Below are 18492 nucleotides of genomic sequence, written 5' to 3'. Positions count from 1 at the left end.
TTGAACAGCCCCGGTTTGAGATATCCGGAGTCGAACTCAGATTTTGAACAGCCCCCGATCGGCTCCCTTCCCCCTCGCCCCCTTGGGGGAGAGGGCTGGGGTGAGGGGGTAAGCTCTTGATCTTCACCACACCCCGAGTGGTTCACACATGACAACACAACAACTGTTCCTCGGCATCGACTGCGGCACCCAAGGCACCAAAGCCATCATCCTCGACGCCATCAGCGGTCAAGTCCTCGGCCAAGGCGCCGCCGCACACACGATGATCAGCGGCGCCAACGGCCGTCGCGAACAAGACACCCAGCAATGGCTGGAAGCCTTCACCCTCGCCACCCGCCAGGCATTGCTCGCGGCGAATGTCGACGGCCAGTCGATCCTCGGCATCGGCGTATCCGGTCAGCAACACGGTCTGGTCCTGCTCGATGATCAAGGCGAAGTGCTGCGCCCGGCCAAGCTCTGGTGCGACACCGAAACCAGCGCCGAAAATGACCGTATGCTGGTGCATCTGGGCGGTGAAAAAGGTTCGCTGGAACGCCTTGGCGTGGTCATCGCGCCGGGCTACACGGTGTCGAAACTGCTCTGGACCAAAGAGCAGCACCCCGTGGTGTTCTCACGCATCGCACGCATCCTGCTGCCCCACGACTACCTGAACTTCTGGCTCACCGGCCGCGCCTGCAGCGAATACGGCGACGCCTCCGGCACCGGCTATTTCAACGTGCGCACCCGCCAATGGGACTTGCAACTGCTGCGCGACATCGACGCCAGCGGACGCCTGCAAGCCGCATTGCCTGAGCTGATCGATGCACATCAATCTGTCGGCACCATTTTGCCGGCGATTGCCGAACACCTCGGCATCAACCCCAATGCGCTGGTCTCCAGCGGCGGCGGCGACAACATGATGGGCGCCATCGGCACCGGCAACATTCAGCCCGGCGCGATCACCATGAGCCTCGGCTCTTCCGGTACGGTGTACGCCTATTCCGAAGTGCCGAAAGTCAGCCCGGATGCCTCGGTCGCGACGTTCTGTTCGTCGAGTGGCGGTTGGTTGCCGCTGATCTGCACCATGAACCTGACCAACGCCACCGGCGCGATTCGCGAGCTGTTCGACCTCGATCTGCAGCAGTTCAACGACCTCGTCGCCCAGGCGCCCATCGGCGCCGACGGCGTGAGCATGCTGCCATTCCTCAACGGCGAACGCGTCCCCGCCCTGCCCCACGCCACCGGCAGCCTGCACGGCTTGACGCTGGACAACCTGACCCAGGCCAATCTGTGCCGCGCCGCCGTCGAAGGCACCACCTTCGGTTTACGCTACGGGCTGGATTTGCTGCGCCACAATGGTTTACAAAGCCGCAGCATTTGCCTGATCGGCGGCGGTTCGAAAAGCGCGTTGTGGCGGCAGATCGTCGCCGACATCATGAACACCCCGGTGATCTGCACCGAACAAAGCGAAGCCGCAGCCCTCGGCGCAGCGATTCAAGCGGCGTGGTGCAAATCCTGGTCGAACGGCCACGAAAACACCCTCGCCGACCTGTGTCAGCGCTGCGTGAAACTCGACTCCAGCAGTGAAACCCTGCCGATTGCCGCCAACGTCGCGGCGTTCCAGCAGGCCTATGAACGCTATCAACAGCATGTCGCAACCCTATAAAGAGCAAACAATTATGTATTTGGTGTGTGGCGAAGCCCTGTTCGATTTTTTCAGTGAAGACGACGCCAGCGGTCTGGCTTCGAAAGTGAACTTCAAGGCGATTGCCGGCGGCTCGCCGTTCAACGTCGCCGTCGGTTTGCGCCGTCTGGGGGTGGACTCGGCCTTGTTTGGCGGGCTGTCCACTGACTACCTCGGCCGTCGTTTGCGGCAAGTGCTGCGGGATGAAGGTGTGCGCCCGGACTATCTGGTGGATTTCGCCGCGCCGACCACGCTGGCCATGGTCGCCGTCGGTGCCAATGGCTCGCCGCACTACAGCTTTCGCGGTGAAGGCTGCGCGGACCGGCAGTTGAGTCTGGCTCATCTGCCAGCGCTGGGTCCTGAGGTGCGCGGCTTGCACATTGGCTCGTTCTCGCTGGTGGTGCAGCCGATTGGCGACACCTTGCTGACGCTGGTACAACGCGAGAGCGGCAAACGCCTGATCACCCTCGATCCGAACGTACGCCTCAATCCCGAGCCGAACATCGACCTGTGGCGCGAGCGCATCGCGACGCTGGTGCCACTGGCCGATCTGATCAAGGTCAGTGACGAAGACCTGAGCCTGCTTTACCCCGAACAGGATCCGCAACGGGTGATCGAAGGCTGGCTCGAACATCGCTGCCAGATCGTCTTCCTCACCCGTGGCGGCGATGGCGCTACTGCGTTCAGCCGCCAACACGGCACATGGTCAGTCCCGGCAGCCTCGATAAAGATTGCCGATACCGTTGGCGCGGGCGATACCTTCCAGGCCGCGCTGATCACCTGGCTGACCGAGCACGGTCTGGATTCGGTCGAAGGCGTGCAGCAACTCGCGCACGAGCAGATCGACGCCATGCTCAGGTTCGCCGTGCAAGCCGCCGCGCTGACCTGCAGCAAAACCGGCCCGGATCTGCCCTATCGTCACCAATTGAGCTGAACGCGTAGACTGTCGGCCTTTTTGCGCACGACGGGATAACGGCTTTTGAATTACGGGCAAACGCTTGGACTACTGACACTGGCAACGCTACTGAGCGGGTGCGGCACCTCGCCGCCCCGTTCGCCGGAAGACATCTGCGAAATCTTCCGCGAAAAAAGCGACTGGTACGACGCTGCGCAAGTCACGCAAAAACGCTGGGGCGTGCCGATTCAGGTGCCCTTCGCGATCATGTATCAGGAATCCGGCTACCGCTACGACGCCAAGACCCCCCGCAAATACCTGCTGTGGGTGATCCCGTGGGGCCGCGTCTCGACCGCCTCGGGTTATGCGCAAGCCAAGGATGAAGTCTGGGCCGATTACCAGAAAAGCACCGGCCGCAGCGGCGCCGATCGCGAAGACTTCGACGACGCCATCGACTTTGTTGGCTGGTACATGGACAAGACCTATTCGATCAACGGCGTGTACAAGTACGACGCCTACAACCAGTACCTCAACTACCACGAAGGCTGGGGCGGATTCCGCAACAAGACTTACGCGAGCAAAGCCTGGCTGATGCCAACGGCACGCAAAGTGCAGAATCGCTCGGACGTGTATGCGCGGCAATATGCCGGGTGCAAGGAGGATTTGAATCGGGGGTTCTGGAGCCGGTTCTGGCATTGGTTGTAAAAGTTTCGGGATCCCGTGTAGGAGCTGCCGAAGGCTGCGATCTTTTGATCTTGTTTTTAACAATCAACGTCAAAAGATCGCAGCCTGCGGCAGCTCCTACATTGGGGCCGTTACAGAACGGAAAAGCTATAACTCACAATCAACCGTGTCTCATCCACATCCCGGGCAAACTTCTCATAGTTGGTCCGGTAAGTCGCATTCCTCAAACGCAGACTCACATCCTTGAACGTGCCCGTCTGAATCACATACTTCAACTCGCTGTCGCGTTCCCATTCCTTGCCTTCCTGATCACTGCCCAACACCTTGATGTGATCACCGTTCACGTAGCGGGTCAGGAAGCTCAAACCATTAATGCCAATGGCCTTGAAGTCATAGTCATAACGCAGTTGCCACGAACGTTCCTGCGCAGCGGCGAAGTCGTTGACCTGCACATAGTTGACCAGATACGGATTGCTGCCATCGAGGTACGGCATCGAATTGTCGCCGTTCATACGCTGCCAACCGGCGCTGAACGTGTGACCGCTGTGCGCATAGGACACCATGCCGCTCAACGCACGGTTATCGATGGAACCGGCCTTGGCATCACCGCTGTCGGCACTTTTCAACACGCGCAGATCCGCTTTGAGCACGCCGCCAGCTAACGGTTGATTACCCAGCAGCCCGACAAAGTGCTGACGATAAATGTCTTCCAGTTCGGCGTAGTGATACTGCGCAGTCAGGCGATCATTGATCTTGTAGTCGAAGCCGTACATGTCGAAATGGTCGGCGGTGGTGTTGCACGCGTAGCGCTTGTTTTTGCAGTGCACGCGGATGTCTTGCGAATCGGTGGAATCACGCGCGGTGTACTTGTCCAGGCGCGCGGCCATGAACGTCAAGTCTTTCAGCTCTTTAGAGGTGAGCATGGCGCCGTTGAACATGGTCGGCAGCAAACGGCCGTCGTTGTATTTCAGCAACGGCAGATCAGGCAGCAGTGCACCGTACTTCAGCACCGTGTTCGAAACCTTCACTTTGGCGGTCAGGCCCATTTTCGCGTACTGGCCTTTCGAGCCGCGCGGATCGTTGCCGCTGGAGGGCAGCAAGCCGCTGTTGCTGCGGTCCGGGCTGGAATCGAGTTGAAAGCCGAGCATGCCCAACGCATCGATACCAAAACCCACCGTACCTTCGGTGTAGCCCGATTGCAGGTTGAGAATAAAACCCTGTGCCGACTCCTCACGCTTGGAGGCGCCCTGAGCGTTCGAGGTGCTCCCATCACGGAAATCGCGGTTGAAGTACACCGTGCGCGATTCGATTTTCGCCGTGGTGTCTTCAAAAAATCCGCTGGCCTGAGCCTGTGCGGTAAAACCTGCGCACAGCACAACGGCTCCGAAGCCAAACGACTGGCGCGGGGTGATGAGGGGAAATAGGGGACGCATGAAAAACTCCAACAATGCAGCGTTTGCGCAAGCGCGCAACAAGCCAGAAAAATAGCTCCCGTCCCGGGTCGAATTGAACCAGGAGAAAGTGAACACGCAGGGGTGAGCGGCAATGATGGCAGATGGCTTTGACGGGCTACAGGCGACTTTAGTCTGAATCTGACTGAGGATTCTTCAACCCAGGGTCGTGGGAAAAGTTGCCGGCAATCAACGCCAATTCGCACTAAACACCCGGTTTCATTGGGCCAAACACCCCATCTAAGGGTTTTCCCTATACCGCAAACCTGCCAGACCTACGGCTTTTGTGCCTTGAACGAGGCCGCTTAATCCTCCATCATCCGTCACCTGCTTATTCAACGGACGGAATTCAAGGCATGCTGGACGCCAACGCAACCCACATTACCCTCACGCTTGAAGGCGCCAACGCCGACCTGCAAGTCCTCAGCTTCACCGGTCGCGAAGCCCTCAACGAACCGTTCCGTTTCGACCTCGAACTCGTCAGCGCCCGCCCCGACCTCAAACTCGAAGAGCTGTTGCACAAACCCGGCGTCCTGACCTTCGGCCCGACCGGCGAAGGCAAGATCCACGGTCTGGTCTATCGCATCGAGCAAGGCGACTCCGGCAAGACCCTGACCCGTTACAGCCTCAGCCTGGTGCCACAACTGGCCTACCTGCGGCACAACCACGATCAGCAGATTTTCCAGCAATTGACCGTGCCGAAGATCATCGCTCAGGTCCTGGAAGATCGCGGCATTCTTGCCGACGCCTACAGCTTCCAGCTCAACGCCGAATACCCGGAACGCGAGTACTGCGTGCAGTACGACGAATCCGACCTGCATTTCATCCAGCGCCTGTGCGAGGAAGAAGGCATTCACTTCCACTTCCAGCACAGCAGCAGCGGCCACAAACTGGTGTTCGGCGACGACCAGACCGTGTTCCGTAAGCTGAAACCGGTGAGCTACCAGCAAGACTCCGGCATGGCCGCCGACAAACCGGTGATCAAGCGTTTCAACCTGCGTCTGGAAACCCGCACCACCCGCGTCAGCCGCCGCGACTACGACTTCGAAAAACCGCAGATCCTCCCCGAAGGCACGGCGAAAAGCACCTTTGCCCCGGACCTCGAAGACTACGACTACCCCGGCCGCTTCACCACCCGCGAGCGCGGCAAGTTCCTTTCCACCCGCGCCCTCGAACGCCATCGCAGCGACTACAAACTCGCCGAAGGTAAAGGTGATGAACCAACCCTCACCAGCGGCCATTTCCTCACGCAGGCCGAACACCCGCGCGCCGAATGGAATGACCTGTGGCTGCTGCTGGAAGTCTTCCACGAAGGGAAACAGCCGCAAGTGCTCGGCGAAAACGTCACCAGCGACGTCACCGACAACAAAAGCGATTTCCACCAGGGCTACCGCAACAGCTTCCTCGCCACCCCGTGGGACGCGCACTACCGCCCTGCCCTCGAACACCCGAAACCAAAAGTCCTCGGCAGCCAGACCGCCGTCGTCACCGGCCCGGCGGGCGAAGAAATCCACTGCGACCAGTACGGCCGCATCAAAGTGCAATTCCACTGGGACCGCGACGGCCAGTCCAACGACAAAACCACCTGCTGGATGCGCGTCGCCAGCGGCTGGGCCGGCGCCGCGTACGGCGGCATCGCCATCCCGCGCATCGGCATGGAGGTCCTCGTCACCTTCCTCGAAGGCGATCCCGACCAGCCACTTGTCACTGGTTGCCTGTACCACAAGGAAAACGTCGTCCCCTACGACCTGCCGGCAAACAAGACCCGCAGCACCTTCAAGACCCTGAGCTCACCGGGCGGCAAGGGCTACAACGAGTTCCGGATTGAAGACAAGAAAGGCGCCGAACAGATCTACATCCACGCCCAGCGCGACTGGGACGAAAACATCGAGCACGACCAGAAGATTCGCGTGGGCAACGAACGGCACGACACGGTTGAAGCCAATACGCTGAGTGAGTTCAAGGTTGAAGAGCACCGGATTACGCATCTGGATCGCATCAGCGAGATGCGTGCGGATGATCACCTGACCGTGGGTGTCACCCAGCACCTGAAGGTCGGGACTGCGCAGTTTGTCGAGGCCGGGTCAGAAATCCATTACTACGCCGGCCAGAAAGTGGTGGTCGAAGGCGCAATGGAACTCACGGCCAAGGCTGGTGGGAGTTTCGTCAAGGTCGATGCGGGTGGCGTGACCATCAGCGGGGCCGAGGTGAAGATCAATACCGGCGGCTCGCCTGGGGTCGGGACGCCTGCGGCACCATTGCTGCCGGGACCGATGAAGGTGGCGGATGCGGATAAGGCTGGAAAAGTACTCATCCCACTTCCAAAGCGTCTGAACGAGTCAGGTATCACGCCGTTGTGCGGAAAACAAAGCAACGGCGCCTGCAGCCGTAAGGATTGCACATGCATGTAAAAGCGCTGAGCGCCCTCCTCGAAGCGCCACGCCATGGGTTCGAGGAACTGCCGAGAGAAAGCTCCGACCTGACCCTGTGTTTCATCATCGATCGCGTCCGCCAGCCGGAAGCCATGAGCCGCTTCTACCGTGTCGGTGAGCCCGTAGACACCCAAGGTCTGTTTCTCAACACCGACTTCGCTGAAATTGCCGCTGACGGTCCTCTCTGGCTGGTCGCCCCGTGGGGCAGTCGACTCGCAGCCGAAGCGGCAAAGCTCTGCGAAGAAAATTTCTCCGGCATTGCCCTCTCCACAACAGATCCAGCCAAGGCACTGGCACATGCCCGCTGGCTCCTGCGTGCCAACGATGGCTCCGGTGGCCAAAGCCTGTTGAGCTATCACAAGCCAAGCCTGTGGGCCGCGCTGGCCTACACCGCTGGTGAAAGTTCGCATCAGCTTTTCGGTCCTTGGCAACACGTTTACAGCCCGGCACCGCTCCACTTCGGGCGTAATCGCGGTCGCTGGCTCAGTTGGCGCCCCGTTTCGGAACTTGAATGGCTGGGCGACGTCTCAGCGTTCAACCTGCCGCCAACAGCGCCAAAGGTTCAGGAGCATCTGGGTTGGGTTTATTGGGCAGACGAGCAATACGCAGCCTACGGTGAACCCACCGACGAACAACTGCCCAACCTCGTGGAAAACCTGAACGTGCTGGTTGCCCACAACATTTACGAAGGTCGCCATTTACTGAAACTGGGCCAAATCACCAACGGCCCGCTGCTCGAGACGCAGCCTCAGGCAATGGCCATCCTGCAATCCAGGGAAGAGTCGTTCATCAAAGTGCAGCAGTTGCAGCAACTCGCTATCAGCGCTGCTTGATGACCCGTCCGTAAAGAATGAATGGAAGCAAAATGGAAACTGATATCTCAGTAGCACCCAAGGTAGATTTCAACAAACCAGCTGCGAACCCATCGACTTCAGCGGTACCGGTCGAGAGCAAGCCTGCCCTGGAACTTGATCCCCAGCCTGAAGCGCCTGACAGTTGTTCCAACGCGTTCGACCAGGTAAAGACGGCCTGCTCGACGGAATATGGCGAAGTGATCTACGCCACCAAAGAAAAAATGTTTTACCTATTGCCTAAACGTGCGGCCAGCTCGATCAAAGAGGCGATGAATGAACTCGAGCAACATATCAGCGCCAGCAAGTCTCCAGAAGAACGACTCAAGGGGATGAACACCGCGGGGCTTCTGGAATACTTCCTGGAGCCGAAGCTGAGTAATTTCCTGCAAGGCGAGCAAAAAAGCCGAATGCTCGAAATCGAGGCTCAGGAACCCGATATCGCGCAGCCCACGATGGCTATGCGATTGAAGGCTGTCAGCCGAGAGGCTCGAAACTCCGCAGCGCTGGACAAACTGCCGGACCAAAGCGAATACGCTCGCAATCGGGAGCTTGCCAATCAACAGCAAGCGAGCCTGCTTGAAGCCAACTCTGATGGGCAGAAACTGCAGCGCCTCTACAACGAATGGAAAAAGCTGAAAGCGGTTGCAGTCGCACAGGCAAAAACTGCTGGCTACACCTACGAAAGCGGCAACCTGTTTTCCCCAGGGGCGATCGAAGCAAGAAATCGCGTGCAGACTTACTTGAAGGCCCGCGCTGCGCTCACCAAGAGTGGCAAGTTGACGACTCTGAAAGAGGCAGACTTTCAGAAAAACAAAAAGGCCTATCTGGACGCCACAAACTGCGTCATCGATGGCAAAGCCCGGATGTGTGGTTATTTAAAGGAAGTCGCCAACGAGCGCGAAAAAGTCGAAAAAGACTTTGCTGCTTATATCGATGCGATTTTGAAAGTTGCCGACTATGGGCTGGCCCTACCGGAATTTGCGCTAATTCCTGACACTGGCGACATCAGCGCAGGTATCGAGAAATTCAAGGCATATCTCGAGATGGAGCAGCGGCAGATCAAGCTCACGGAGCAGATCCGCACGAAATATAAAGCCTGGATTGACGCCAGCGGGCAAAACGTCGCGGCACCTGCAGGTATCGTGGAGGCGGAACGGGCAGAATGGCAGCGCATTCAGCAAGATCGCCTGCAACTTCGCGATGACGCAGAGGCTGCAGTGGCCGCAGCCCTGCCGCTGCGACATCTGCTGTGGGAGCCCGAGCAATTTCAGCCGAAACCGGAAGAACGCTTGGTCAAAGCAGGCTTTCCTTTGCGCGAAGTAGCACTTTTCAATAGCCCCAACAGTCCTGTCAAACACCTGAGCCTGCTCAATCTCGAAGGCATCACAAAGGTATTGAAAAAGGACGCGAGTGAAATCGGCGCCAAGGCAAGTAAAGACTTGCAGAAACTTCCGGGGAACAGCACCGGGAAAGCAACGTCGGACACTGACGACAATCCTTTCCATGAGTGGCTGCGGCTTGAAGGTGCACTCGCCATCAAAGATCAGCAGAGTGACTGGTTTGATGAGAAAGGCTGGTTTGATGTGGAAATGTTCCACTCTTACCTGAAATCGAAGAACTACAAGGTCGAAACCTTTGAGGATGCCGGAGCCCGCAAGGATTGGGGACTTCGTCTTCGTCAGTTGCTGTTCAAGGAAGAAGTCAGAAGCTCCTTGCGCCTGTTCGACAATAGTCCTCAAGCTCAACTCGTGCGTTGCCTCACACCGCCACAGCCATCAATCCACACCGGCGCCAAGATAACCGGCCCGACATTCAGTGTGGCGGATAACTTCAAAGCCTCCGCGAAGGCAGAAGTGAGTCTGGGCATTGACCTCGCCCGTGGCGAAGTTGAATTGATGAAAATGGATCTTCCGGGCAGAGATCAGGCCCAAGACATCCTGATCCCTTACCTCGACTATGAGAAAAACCGCAAAAACCTGAATCTAGGTCGGTTCTCGATCCACCTGGGCGCTAGAGCCTGGGGATACACCGGCGCCACCCTCCTCCTTTCCTCCAGCGTGCAGTTGGGACGTGCAAACGTGCAAGGCGGCCTGAACCTACCGGAAATCACCGACGCAAAACGACCGGATACGACACATGCAACCGCTGCAACCGCGAGAAGCGAACCGGTGCTGGAAGGTAACGCGGCAAAAGTTCGGGTAGAGGACGGCGCCAAAGCCCAGTTCAACCTCTTTGCGGGAGTGCAGGCAGGGATCCTACTGACAGGCGCCTTGAACTGGGCGCCGCCAAAAGAAATCGCAGCATTGCGAACCGCACCTTCACCAGGAATGACCAACAGCGTCAACAGCACCAAAGCCAGCCAATGGTCGAGTCTGGCGCGACTGACCGCCGGTTTCACCGCCGCATACGGCCTCGGTGCATCAGCAGACATCGGTATTTCCTTGCACGAAGGCCGCTTCATCATGCGGTTCAAGGCATCCGTCATTGTCGGTGCCGGAGCCGGCGGCGAATTCCAGTTCGAAGTCGGTTATGACGGCGTCATTGACCTGATTAACCTCCTGCGCCGTGAGATGCACAAAAATCAGGATAAATCGCTGATTTTTGTAACCGATGATGCAGCCAATTACATAGACAAACTTAACTTCCTCGGTGCTGCGGGCATGGAAGTGGCGATATTTTATATGCAAGGCGTGGATATGGTGATGTCTTTATATGAGGCGTTAACTGGCGGAGGTAGAGGAGCCATCATTGCCCACACGATTATGACTTATCGCAATCAGAATGAGTTGGAGCAGTGGTTTTTGAATGCCACACCCAATGCGCTCGGCCCTATGTTAATGACATTAACTTCAGCAGCTGAAAGTTCTAACATCACGGATGTTTCGGCAGATAGTGCTTCTCGAGAGAAGAAATATACTTACGACAGATCGCAGACCCACCTTATTCAACAACAAGCAGTTGAAAGGATATTGGGTTGGATTCTGAGTAACGCAAAAAAAACAAATACCTTGACGCAAGCTCAAGCACAGTTTGAAGAAGCGTGCATCAGCATGAATAGATTTGGAACCAAAGGTCTCGACAAAGGCCAAATTTATTGTGAGCAACGCCTAGCCATGGATAACTTCATGTCCGAAGCGATACTCCGCTTAGCTGACCAGAGAAACGACCAAATGAGGGCCAGATACAAAAAACATGTTGAGGAGCTTGGCGCGAGACTAGACGGATTTTGTCAACGATTTACGCATTATGGCCGGACATACCTTCCTGGCGGAAGAGCAACATATAACGGCCCAGAAGAATAAATGAGTAAGACACAATCATGACAATACTTAAAGCAATTGCCGTAGCGATATTCATCATACTACCAACATGTGTTTCTGCGACGCTTAGCTCTCAGCAGCAATCAGCGAAAGAACGCGGAATAATACTATTCAAGCAGTATAAGACTGCCGAACCCGAATTACGAATAGCGGCAGAAGCAGGAGACGCTGAAGCGCAGTTTTTTTTAGCAGAGGAAATACGCCAAAACAAACAATACATCACCGATGAAGCTTATAAATGGTATGAGGCCGCAGCCACCCAAGGCGACCTTTATTCGATGATTCGAATCGGCCGAACCGATAATGACCTATGTTTGACAATGAAGAATTGTCCAACAGGAAAAAAAGAACCAAAAGAATGGTTGGCTGAAGCGACGAGAATCGCGAAAGACAAATCCGATCGCGGTGATGCGGAAGCTCTTTACATAATGTATGAGTTGACCGCAGAGAGAGAGTGGTTAAAGAAATCAGCACTCGCAGGAGATGCAATCGCCCAATATCGAATGGCTATTGGTGATCGTCAAGGAGAAGGCTTTATTCTTCCATGGAAGCGCCAAGAGATAGTCGAACATTGGTTTTTACTTTCTGCGAAAGCAGGAAACCCTAAAGCAATGATGCAACTTTTTGGTATATATAGAGAAAAAGGCGAACTGGAACAAGCCCGCTATTGGGTAGAAAAAGCGGCGTCGATTGGATATGAGGCCGGCGTCTATAACTATGGCTACTTTTTAGCCGTCGACCCTAAAGCACTCGGATTTACGGAAGATAAAATCAAAGGGTATGCATTAATTTCTCTGCTGAAAGAGCTAGACGGCGGCGGAGCAGCACAAACAGATGTTGAGGAGACACTTCCACAAATTTCAGAAAAAATGACCCCGACGCAGATTCAGGAAGCAGAAGACTTTGCTACCAAGTGGAAGACTACACACCCCCCTCTGTCTTTCTTCCCTGAAAAAATAGGCTTTTAATCTTGCATCAGCCTCTACAATTAAAACCAAGCTCAACTGCGAGACAAAGTTACTTTGAGCCACTCAAAATTTTGACTCTAAGCTTGGCGTTTGCATGCATACTGTTTAGCAAACATGCACATTCCGAGCTCTCCACCCAACAACAAAAATCAAAAAACGAGGGGATAAAACTCTACAACCAATACAAAGCTGCTGAGATGCAGTTACGTATCGCTGCGGAAGCTGGAGATGCAGAGGCCCAATTTTACCTAGCGGAAGAACTTCGCAAAAAGAAGCGCTATAGTAATAAAGAAGAAAAAAATGGTATGAGGCTTCAGCCTCCCAGGGCGATTACTATGCAATGTTCAAACTTGCAACGACTTCAGGAGATCTTTGCTCCGTCATCAATCAATGTCCTCCAGGAAGCAAAAAACCGAGTGAATGGTTAGACCTATTGATAAAAACCGCAACTCCTCGCGCCGTAAGTGGAGATGGCGAAGCAATGGCGATTTTGTACAATGCAACTGCAGAGTTAAAGTGGTTGGAGAAGTCAGCGGCAGCTGGATATGCACCTTCACAGTGGTTACTCGCCAATCGTTATGCCGAGGGCGAAGGCACATTTTTACTTCCTTGGAAGAGGAAGAATGCTGAGGAGGAGTTGCTAAAATCCGCCTCAGAAAGTGGCTATCCCCCAGCGATGATTGAATATATATCGATCCTTTTCCAACGAAACGATTTAGAAAGTGTTCGATATTGGTGGGACGTGGCGGCAAAAACCGGCTACCAAGCCGCCGTTGCAAGTTATGGTGCGTATCTATCCCATACTCCCGACAAGGTTGGCTATACCATAGATCTAGTTAAAGGCTACGCACTCGTATCCTTGCTTAAAGAACTGGATGGCGGTGGAAACATTCAAGCTTATGTCGATGGCAAGTTACCTCAAATAGCAGAGAAAATGACGCCAGCTCAAATTGAGGAAGCAAAAAAATATGCGATTGAATGGAAGGCTACTCACCCGCCTCTTTCTTTCTTCCCTGAAAAAATAGGCTTTTAATCTTGCATCAGCCTCTACAATTAAAAACAAGCATAATTGCAAGACCAAGTTACTTTGAACCACTCAAAATCTTGACTCTAAGCTTGGCATTTGCATGCATGCTGTTTAGCAAGCATGCAAACTCCGAGCTATCCACCCAACAACAAAAATCAAAAAGCGAGGGGATAAAACTCTACAATCAATACAAAGCCACTTCTGCGATTGAGTTTTTGAAGATCGCAGCTGATGGTGGCGATGATGAGGCACTCTACTACCTAGGTGAATCAATAAGAAAAAACAACAGATACTTGACTCAGGAAGCACAAAAAGCTTACGAGGAGTCAGCAAAAAAAGGCAATATTTATTCTATGATCCGGCTCGGAGGAGCGGACCAAGACTTGTGCGTAACCATGAAGAATTGTTCCCCCTCTGAGCAATCGCCTGAAGGCTGGATGAATGAAGCTAAGAAGCTTGCAACTGATCAGGCATCTCATGGAAATGCTGAGTCTATGTACTTGTTATGGGAAATAACAGGGAACGATGAATGGTTAGAAAAATCTGCAGAAAAAGGTTTCGCATTGGCGCAATTTCGTTTAGCGACTAAATATCAAGAAGGTGGCGGAGTATTCCTACTGCCCTCCAGAAGATCAGATGAAATCGAAAAGTGGATGAAAGCGTCTGCAGAGAATGGCTATCCTCCAGCTATGATGGGATTTGCCGCTGCCAGGCTTGAAAAAGCCGACTTTTCATCGTTTAGAACTTGGAATGAAAAAGCTGCAGATTCAGGCTACGTATCAGCGGTTTTTGGTTATGCTTCTTATATAGGCGAAGTTGAACCAAAATACGGATTCACCTCAGACCCAGTGACGTCATATGCGCTACTATCAAATCTACTAGAGCTTGATGGTGGTGGAAACGTAACAAACAATGTTAACGATGTTTTGCCAGAAGTGGAAAAAAACCTTTCAAAAGAGCAGATAGGGAAAGCAAAAGAACTCGCAAAAACGTGGAAGGCCAACCACCCGCCTCTCTCGTTCTTCCCTGACAAGCTAGGATATTAACGCCAGTGAGGCTATTCAGGTATTTCTTTGTCGCAACATTTTTAATAAGTACCACGCCTGCTTTTGCGTCAAAATCAGAGCGCGAAGTTTCTGCAGGCATTGCGTTATATAATCAGTTAAAATTTGACGCAGCCTTTCCCTCATTAGAAAAAGAAGCGCAATCTGGAAATGTGGAGTCGCAATACTACTTAGGCGAAGCGCTAAGAAAGCGTAACCGATATATGACGCCTGAAGCACAGCAATGGTATGAAACAGCGGCGATGAATGGCTCGATTTACGCTATGATTCAGTTGGGCAGAGCAAAAAACGATCTTTGCGCAATAATGGAAAACTGCCCACCGTCTAAAAAAACTCAAGCCGAGTGGTTCGTGGAAGCCAAGAAGGTCACTTTGCCGAAGGCAAATGACGGCGATCCAGAATCTCTGTATTTAATGTATGAAATCACCTTGGATCATAAGTGGTTAGAGAAATCTGCAAATGCAGGATATCCACTCGCTCAATATTGGATGGCCGTCGGAGATCGACAAGGTGAGGGATTTTTTCTTATACCTGGAAAACGTGATGAGGCCATCCGCAAATGGCTGAAAGCTGCCTCTGAAGGCGGCAATCCAAAAGCAATGATGGAATACATTGAGATCCTGTATAAGAAAGGCGATCTTGATGGGGTGCGCCATTGGCTTCAGGCAGCAGCTGAAACGGGCGATCAAAAAGCAATTAGCAGCTATGGCTCTTACATTGCCCATGCACCCGACCAAGTTGGTTATCCCCTCGACCTTGTTAAAGGTTATGCACTGATTAGCCTTCTGAAAGAGCTGGATGGTGGAGGCGCTATTCAAGATTTCGTTCAAGATACTCTCGAAGAAATTGGCAGCAAAATGACACCTAAACAGATAGAAAGTTCTAAAGCTGTCGCTGAGCAATGGAAAACCACTCACCCACCGCTCTCCTTCTTCCCCGAAAAGCTAGGCAGATAATTAGAATGACAAGATTCTTGACTTGGCCTTTATTAATTGCTCTTTTTTCTTGGGCGGAACCAAGTCTGGCGGCAGACAGCGCCCCTGAAAAAGTTTCAGGATTAGTTCTATACAACCAACTCAATATTAACGCAGCGACTCAACAACTCCAAATTGAAAGCAACGACGGAAACTCGGACTTTCAATACTATTTGGCGGAAATCATTCGTAAAAAAAGCCGTTACATGGCCCCCGAAGCGCAACATTGGTATGAAAAGGCGGCAGAAAAAGACAATATCTATGCAATGATTCAACTGGGCCGACACAAAAATGACTTTTGTCAGAAGATTGGCAACTGCCCTCCATTCAAGAAAACCCAAGCGGAATGGTTTGCACAAGCTAAAGGATTAGTTCTACCAAAGGCGCAGGAAGGCGATCCCGAATCCTTGTATCTAATGTATGAAATCACTCTTAATCGTGAGTGGTTAGAGAAATCCGCAAACGCGGGATACTCGCTCGCGCAGTACTGGATGGCGGTCAGCGAGCGTCAGGGCGAAGGTTTCTTCTTGATTCCAGGAAAACGTGATGCATCTGTAAAAAAATGGCTTTTGCTTTCGTCGGAAGGCGGATATCCAAAAGCAATGATGGATTACCTAGAAATTTTACATAGAGAAGGCGACACAGCGAGTATTCGCCAGTGGCTTGAGTTAGCAGCCCGCAGTGGTTACCAAGTGGCAGTAAGCAGCTATGGTGCCTATATTTCCCACACTCCAGACAAACTGGATTACCCCCTAGATCTAGTTAAAGGTAATGCGCTTTTTACATTGCTTAAAGATCTAGGTGATGCTGGCGGAATCGGAAGATATGTTGAGCGAAAAGGTGAAGAAATTCGCGAGAAAATGACACCAGCACAGATTGAAGATTCAGAAAGAATAGCTAAAGAGTGGAAAACCACTCACCCGCCACTCTCATTTTTTCCGGACAAGCTAGGATATTAACGCCAGGGAGGCCATTTAGATATTTTATTATCGCGACATTTTTAACAAGTGCCACACTTACTTTTGCGTCGCAGCCAGCGCACGAAGTATCTGCAGGCATTATTTTATATAATCAGCTAAAGCTTGATGCAGCCTTTCCTGTATTAGAAAAAGAAGCGCAAGCTGGAAACGTGGAATCGCAATACTACCTAGGCGAAGCGCTAAGAAAGCGAAACCGATACATGACGCCCGAAGCACAGCACTGGTATGAAACGGCTGCGATGAATGGTTCCATATACGCGATGATTCAGCTAGGCCGTAAAAATTCGGATTTGTGCAAGATAATGGATAACTGCCCTGCCAGTTCCAAAAGTCCTGCTCAGTGGTTTGCGTATGCCAAAGAACTAGCGTTGGCAAAAGCGAACAGCGGTGACGCTGAGTCTCTATTCTTGATGTATGAAATAACTTTGAATGACGAATGGCTTGAAAAGTCAGCAAACGCTGGTTACCCACTTGCGCAGTATTGGATGGCGGTGAGTGAGCGGCAGGGGAAGGGATTCTTTTTTATCCCTGGGAAACGCGACGAATCGGTCCGAAATTGGTTAAGGCTTTCGTCAGAGGGTGGATACCCTAAAGCGATGAATAACTATCTGGAAATTCTTTACAGGGACGGCGACATGCAGGCTGTCCATCATTGGCTAAAAATTGCAGCTGAAACTGGCGAGCAAGATGCTATGAGCAACTATGGTGCTTACATTTCGCATACGCCAGATAAAATTGGCTACCCACTGAATCTAGTCGAAGGCTATGCGATGTTCTATCTAATGAAAGACTTGAATGATGCCGGAGGCATTCAAGATTATGTTGACCGGAAGATAGAAAAAATTGCTGAGAAGATGACACCCGAGCAAATCGAGCAATCAAAAGTTTTCGCAAAACAGTGGAAAGACACTCACCCACCCCTCTCATTTTTCCCTGACAAACTAGGAGATTGACCGCAGCCCCAGCGGTTAGTCGCACAACACCCCGCTTGCATTAACCGGCAGCAAGTGAATCAGCCCGCGTAAATTCAGCTGTTCACCCCTGCCGTTTTCACTAGCCCATCAAACCGGCGCCTTCCAACTCAACATCTGCTGCTGCGCCACCTGCAGCAAATCATTGCCATCCTGCGTCAGCAGGTAAAGCGCATGGGTGATGTGTGGAATGTCCTGCACGTCGGCGTGCTTGAAGCACAGGCAATGCAGGGTTTCGAGCAGGTCAGCGGCGGCGCGGATGCGCTGGACGGCGGCTTCGAGGATGTCTTTCGGGTTGGCTTGGGTGTCGATGAGCAGTGTCGGGGTTTCGGTGACGTTGCTGCTGAGGGGGAGATAGCGGTTTTGTAGCAGTTTGATTATCGGCATAGGTGATTACTCAATTGGGGCGAAAGTAACCGCCAGCACTGTGACCAAACAGTGGGAGGCGGACTGTGTGCAGGCTTGGTCAACCGAGAACAACCCCAACTCAGCTCGCCCGAAGGCGTCCTGCACACAGCCGCCACAGCTATGCACCGCACGGACACAGATGTCCGCAGCGCAAATGATGGCACATCTGCAATAAGGGAAGTTATCAGGTGACCAAACCCGAACCACTGATTTTGCAGCGGCAACCGACAATAACCGCCCCGCTCCAGCCGCCGAAAGCAGACAAGGCAGCAGCCTTTGTAGGAATTCGCCAAACATCCCGAAGAAAACCACCCCACTCCCTGACAGCCGGCGTTCAGCTCGGTTAACCATCCCTTAACGCCGTGGTCAAAAACTCTACTGAACCGCACGCCCTCAGCCATTCTGGCTGTTGCCCAGTGCGGCAGGTTCGGGTGCATCACGCCGAACTCTAGAACCGCCACTCGGGAGTCCTTTCATGAACATTCGTCCTTTATTGCTCAGCGCCGCCCTCGCCTGCACCGCGTTTGCCGGGCTGGCCCAGGCCAATGACACCTCTGCCACGTCCAAAGCCGTGCCGTATGAGTACGGCATGCCGCTGCATGTGGCCAAGGTGGTGTCGTTGACCGAGCCGCCAACGCAACTGTGCAAAGTGGTCACGGCCGATATGAAGTACATCGACAATGCCGGTAAGCCCGAGGAAATCAGCTACCGGAAATTGTCTGACGCGTGCAACTTCCAGAACTGACAGAAACGTCTGATTTGCGGTTTTGCGGTAGGCGTGGGGTGTTTCGGCGGTTATGC

Annotated in this window: 15 protein-coding genes; 13 read left to right on the top strand and 2 right to left on the bottom strand. The window is 53.3% G+C overall.

Annotated features, from left to right (window positions below):
* The first annotated feature begins 148 nt into the window (after positions 1–148).
* The 3 genes from xylB to HU718_RS14415 are packed head-to-tail and all read left to right on the top strand — an operon-like array spanning position 149 to position 3263.
* On the top strand, positions 149–1645 hold the full coding sequence (xylB, locus tag HU718_RS14425) for a xylulokinase (protein WP_186615957.1): 1497 nt from the start codon (positions 149–151) through the stop codon (positions 1643–1645).
* A gap of 13 nt (positions 1646–1658) precedes the next feature.
* The gene (locus HU718_RS14420) at positions 1659–2597 is read left to right on the top strand and encodes a carbohydrate kinase family protein (protein ID WP_186615956.1); all 939 of its coding nucleotides are present in this window, start codon (positions 1659–1661) and stop codon (positions 2595–2597) included.
* Positions 2598–2642: 45 nt separating this feature from the next.
* Positions 2643–3263: a transglycosylase SLT domain-containing protein gene (locus HU718_RS14415; protein ID WP_116028949.1), complete on the top strand. Its 621-nt coding sequence runs from the start codon at positions 2643–2645 to the stop codon at positions 3261–3263.
* Positions 3264–3373: 110 nt separating this feature from the next.
* Here HU718_RS14415 and HU718_RS14410 read toward each other — a convergent pair whose 3' ends face one another.
* Positions 3374–4675 carry an OprD family porin gene (locus tag HU718_RS14410; RefSeq protein WP_186615955.1) on the bottom strand — a complete coding sequence of 434 codons (1302 nt, stop codon included), beginning with the start codon at positions 4673–4675 and terminating at the stop codon, positions 3374–3376.
* Between the two features lie 374 nt (positions 4676–5049).
* On the opposite strand from HU718_RS14410, the gene HU718_RS14405 reads away from it, so the two are divergent.
* The 9 genes from HU718_RS14405 to HU718_RS14365 all read left to right on the top strand — a co-directional run bounded on the left by HU718_RS14405 (position 5050) and on the right by HU718_RS14365 (position 17265).
* Positions 5050–7104: a type VI secretion system Vgr family protein gene (locus HU718_RS14405; RefSeq protein WP_186615954.1), complete on the top strand. Its 2055-nt coding sequence runs from the start codon at positions 5050–5052 to the stop codon at positions 7102–7104.
* The gene (locus HU718_RS14400) at positions 7095–7958 is read left to right on the top strand and encodes a DUF4123 domain-containing protein (protein WP_150706585.1); all 864 of its coding nucleotides are present in this window, start codon (positions 7095–7097) and stop codon (positions 7956–7958) included. Before HU718_RS14405 ends, HU718_RS14400 begins: the two co-directional genes overlap by 10 nt.
* A gap of 32 nt (positions 7959–7990) precedes the next feature.
* Positions 7991–11281 carry a hypothetical protein gene (locus HU718_RS14395; RefSeq protein WP_225936861.1) on the top strand — a complete coding sequence of 1097 codons (3291 nt, stop codon included), beginning with the start codon at positions 7991–7993 and terminating at the stop codon, positions 11279–11281.
* A 17-nt stretch (positions 11282–11298) separates the two neighbouring features.
* On the top strand, positions 11299–12267 hold the full coding sequence (locus tag HU718_RS14390) for a tetratricopeptide repeat protein (protein ID WP_186615952.1): 969 nt from the start codon (positions 11299–11301) through the stop codon (positions 12265–12267).
* Between the two features lie 340 nt (positions 12268–12607).
* Positions 12608–13300, top strand: a complete 693-nt coding sequence (locus HU718_RS14385) for an SEL1-like repeat protein (RefSeq protein ID WP_225936860.1) — start codon at positions 12608–12610, stop codon at positions 13298–13300.
* A 98-nt stretch (positions 13301–13398) separates the two neighbouring features.
* A complete protein-coding gene (locus tag HU718_RS14380; protein ID WP_225936859.1) occupies positions 13399–14340 on the top strand; it encodes a tetratricopeptide repeat protein in 942 nt (313 codons plus the stop codon).
* A 5-nt stretch (positions 14341–14345) separates the two neighbouring features.
* Complete coding sequence (locus tag HU718_RS14375; protein ID WP_186615951.1) at positions 14346–15314, top strand: tetratricopeptide repeat protein; 969 nt, start codon at positions 14346–14348, stop codon at positions 15312–15314.
* Positions 15315–15319: 5 nt separating this feature from the next.
* Positions 15320–16291: a tetratricopeptide repeat protein gene (locus tag HU718_RS14370; RefSeq protein ID WP_186615950.1), complete on the top strand. Its 972-nt coding sequence runs from the start codon at positions 15320–15322 to the stop codon at positions 16289–16291.
* Positions 16237–17265 carry a tetratricopeptide repeat protein gene (locus HU718_RS14365; RefSeq protein ID WP_225936858.1) on the top strand — a complete coding sequence of 343 codons (1029 nt, stop codon included), beginning with the start codon at positions 16237–16239 and terminating at the stop codon, positions 17263–17265. The genes HU718_RS14370 and HU718_RS14365 overlap by 55 nt, the downstream gene beginning before the upstream one ends.
* Positions 17266–17373: 108 nt before the next feature.
* On the opposite strand, the gene HU718_RS14360 is transcribed toward HU718_RS14365, so the two are convergent.
* Positions 17374–17670: a hypothetical protein gene (locus HU718_RS14360; protein WP_007912147.1), complete on the bottom strand. Its 297-nt coding sequence runs from the start codon at positions 17668–17670 to the stop codon at positions 17374–17376.
* A gap of 496 nt (positions 17671–18166) precedes the next feature.
* Between HU718_RS14360 and HU718_RS14355 the strand changes: the two genes are divergently transcribed.
* Positions 18167–18436, top strand: a complete 270-nt coding sequence (locus HU718_RS14355) for a DUF2790 domain-containing protein (RefSeq protein ID WP_186615949.1) — start codon at positions 18167–18169, stop codon at positions 18434–18436.
* The last annotated feature ends 56 nt before the right edge of the window (positions 18437–18492 follow it).

Origin of the sequence: Pseudomonas tensinigenes (genome assembly GCF_014268445.2) — a bacterium.
Classification (GTDB): Bacteria; Pseudomonadota; Gammaproteobacteria; order Pseudomonadales; family Pseudomonadaceae; genus Aquipseudomonas; species Aquipseudomonas tensinigenes.
This window is presented reverse-complemented; position numbering and strand designations above follow the sequence as displayed.

What these genes read in the sequence shown, in the direction of transcription:
- xylB (WP_186615957.1), top strand. Translation starts at nt 149, where the DNA reads ATGACAACACAACAACTGTTCCTCGGCATCGACTGCGGCACCCAAGGC.
- HU718_RS14420 (WP_186615956.1), top strand. Translation starts at nt 1,659, where the DNA reads ATGTATTTGGTGTGTGGCGAAGCCCTGTTCGATTTTTTCAGTGAAGAC.
- HU718_RS14410 (WP_186615955.1), bottom strand. Translation starts at nt 4,675, where the DNA reads ATGCGTCCCCTATTTCCCCTCATCACCCCGCGCCAGTCGTTTGGCTTC.
- HU718_RS14405 (WP_186615954.1), top strand. Translation starts at nt 5,050, where the DNA reads ATGCTGGACGCCAACGCAACCCACATTACCCTCACGCTTGAAGGCGCC.
- HU718_RS14400 (WP_150706585.1), top strand. Translation starts at nt 7,095, where the DNA reads ATGCATGTAAAAGCGCTGAGCGCCCTCCTCGAAGCGCCACGCCATGGG.
- HU718_RS14395 (WP_225936861.1), top strand. Translation starts at nt 7,991, where the DNA reads ATGGAAACTGATATCTCAGTAGCACCCAAGGTAGATTTCAACAAACCA.
- HU718_RS14390 (WP_186615952.1), top strand. Translation starts at nt 11,299, where the DNA reads ATGACAATACTTAAAGCAATTGCCGTAGCGATATTCATCATACTACCA.
- HU718_RS14385 (WP_225936860.1), top strand. Translation starts at nt 12,608, where the DNA reads ATGTTCAAACTTGCAACGACTTCAGGAGATCTTTGCTCCGTCATCAAT.
- HU718_RS14380 (WP_225936859.1), top strand. Translation starts at nt 13,399, where the DNA reads ATGCTGTTTAGCAAGCATGCAAACTCCGAGCTATCCACCCAACAACAA.
- HU718_RS14370 (WP_186615950.1), top strand. Translation starts at nt 15,320, where the DNA reads ATGACAAGATTCTTGACTTGGCCTTTATTAATTGCTCTTTTTTCTTGG.
- HU718_RS14360 (WP_007912147.1), bottom strand. Translation starts at nt 17,670, where the DNA reads ATGCCGATAATCAAACTGCTACAAAACCGCTATCTCCCCCTCAGCAGC.
- HU718_RS14355 (WP_186615949.1), top strand. Translation starts at nt 18,167, where the DNA reads ATGAACATTCGTCCTTTATTGCTCAGCGCCGCCCTCGCCTGCACCGCG.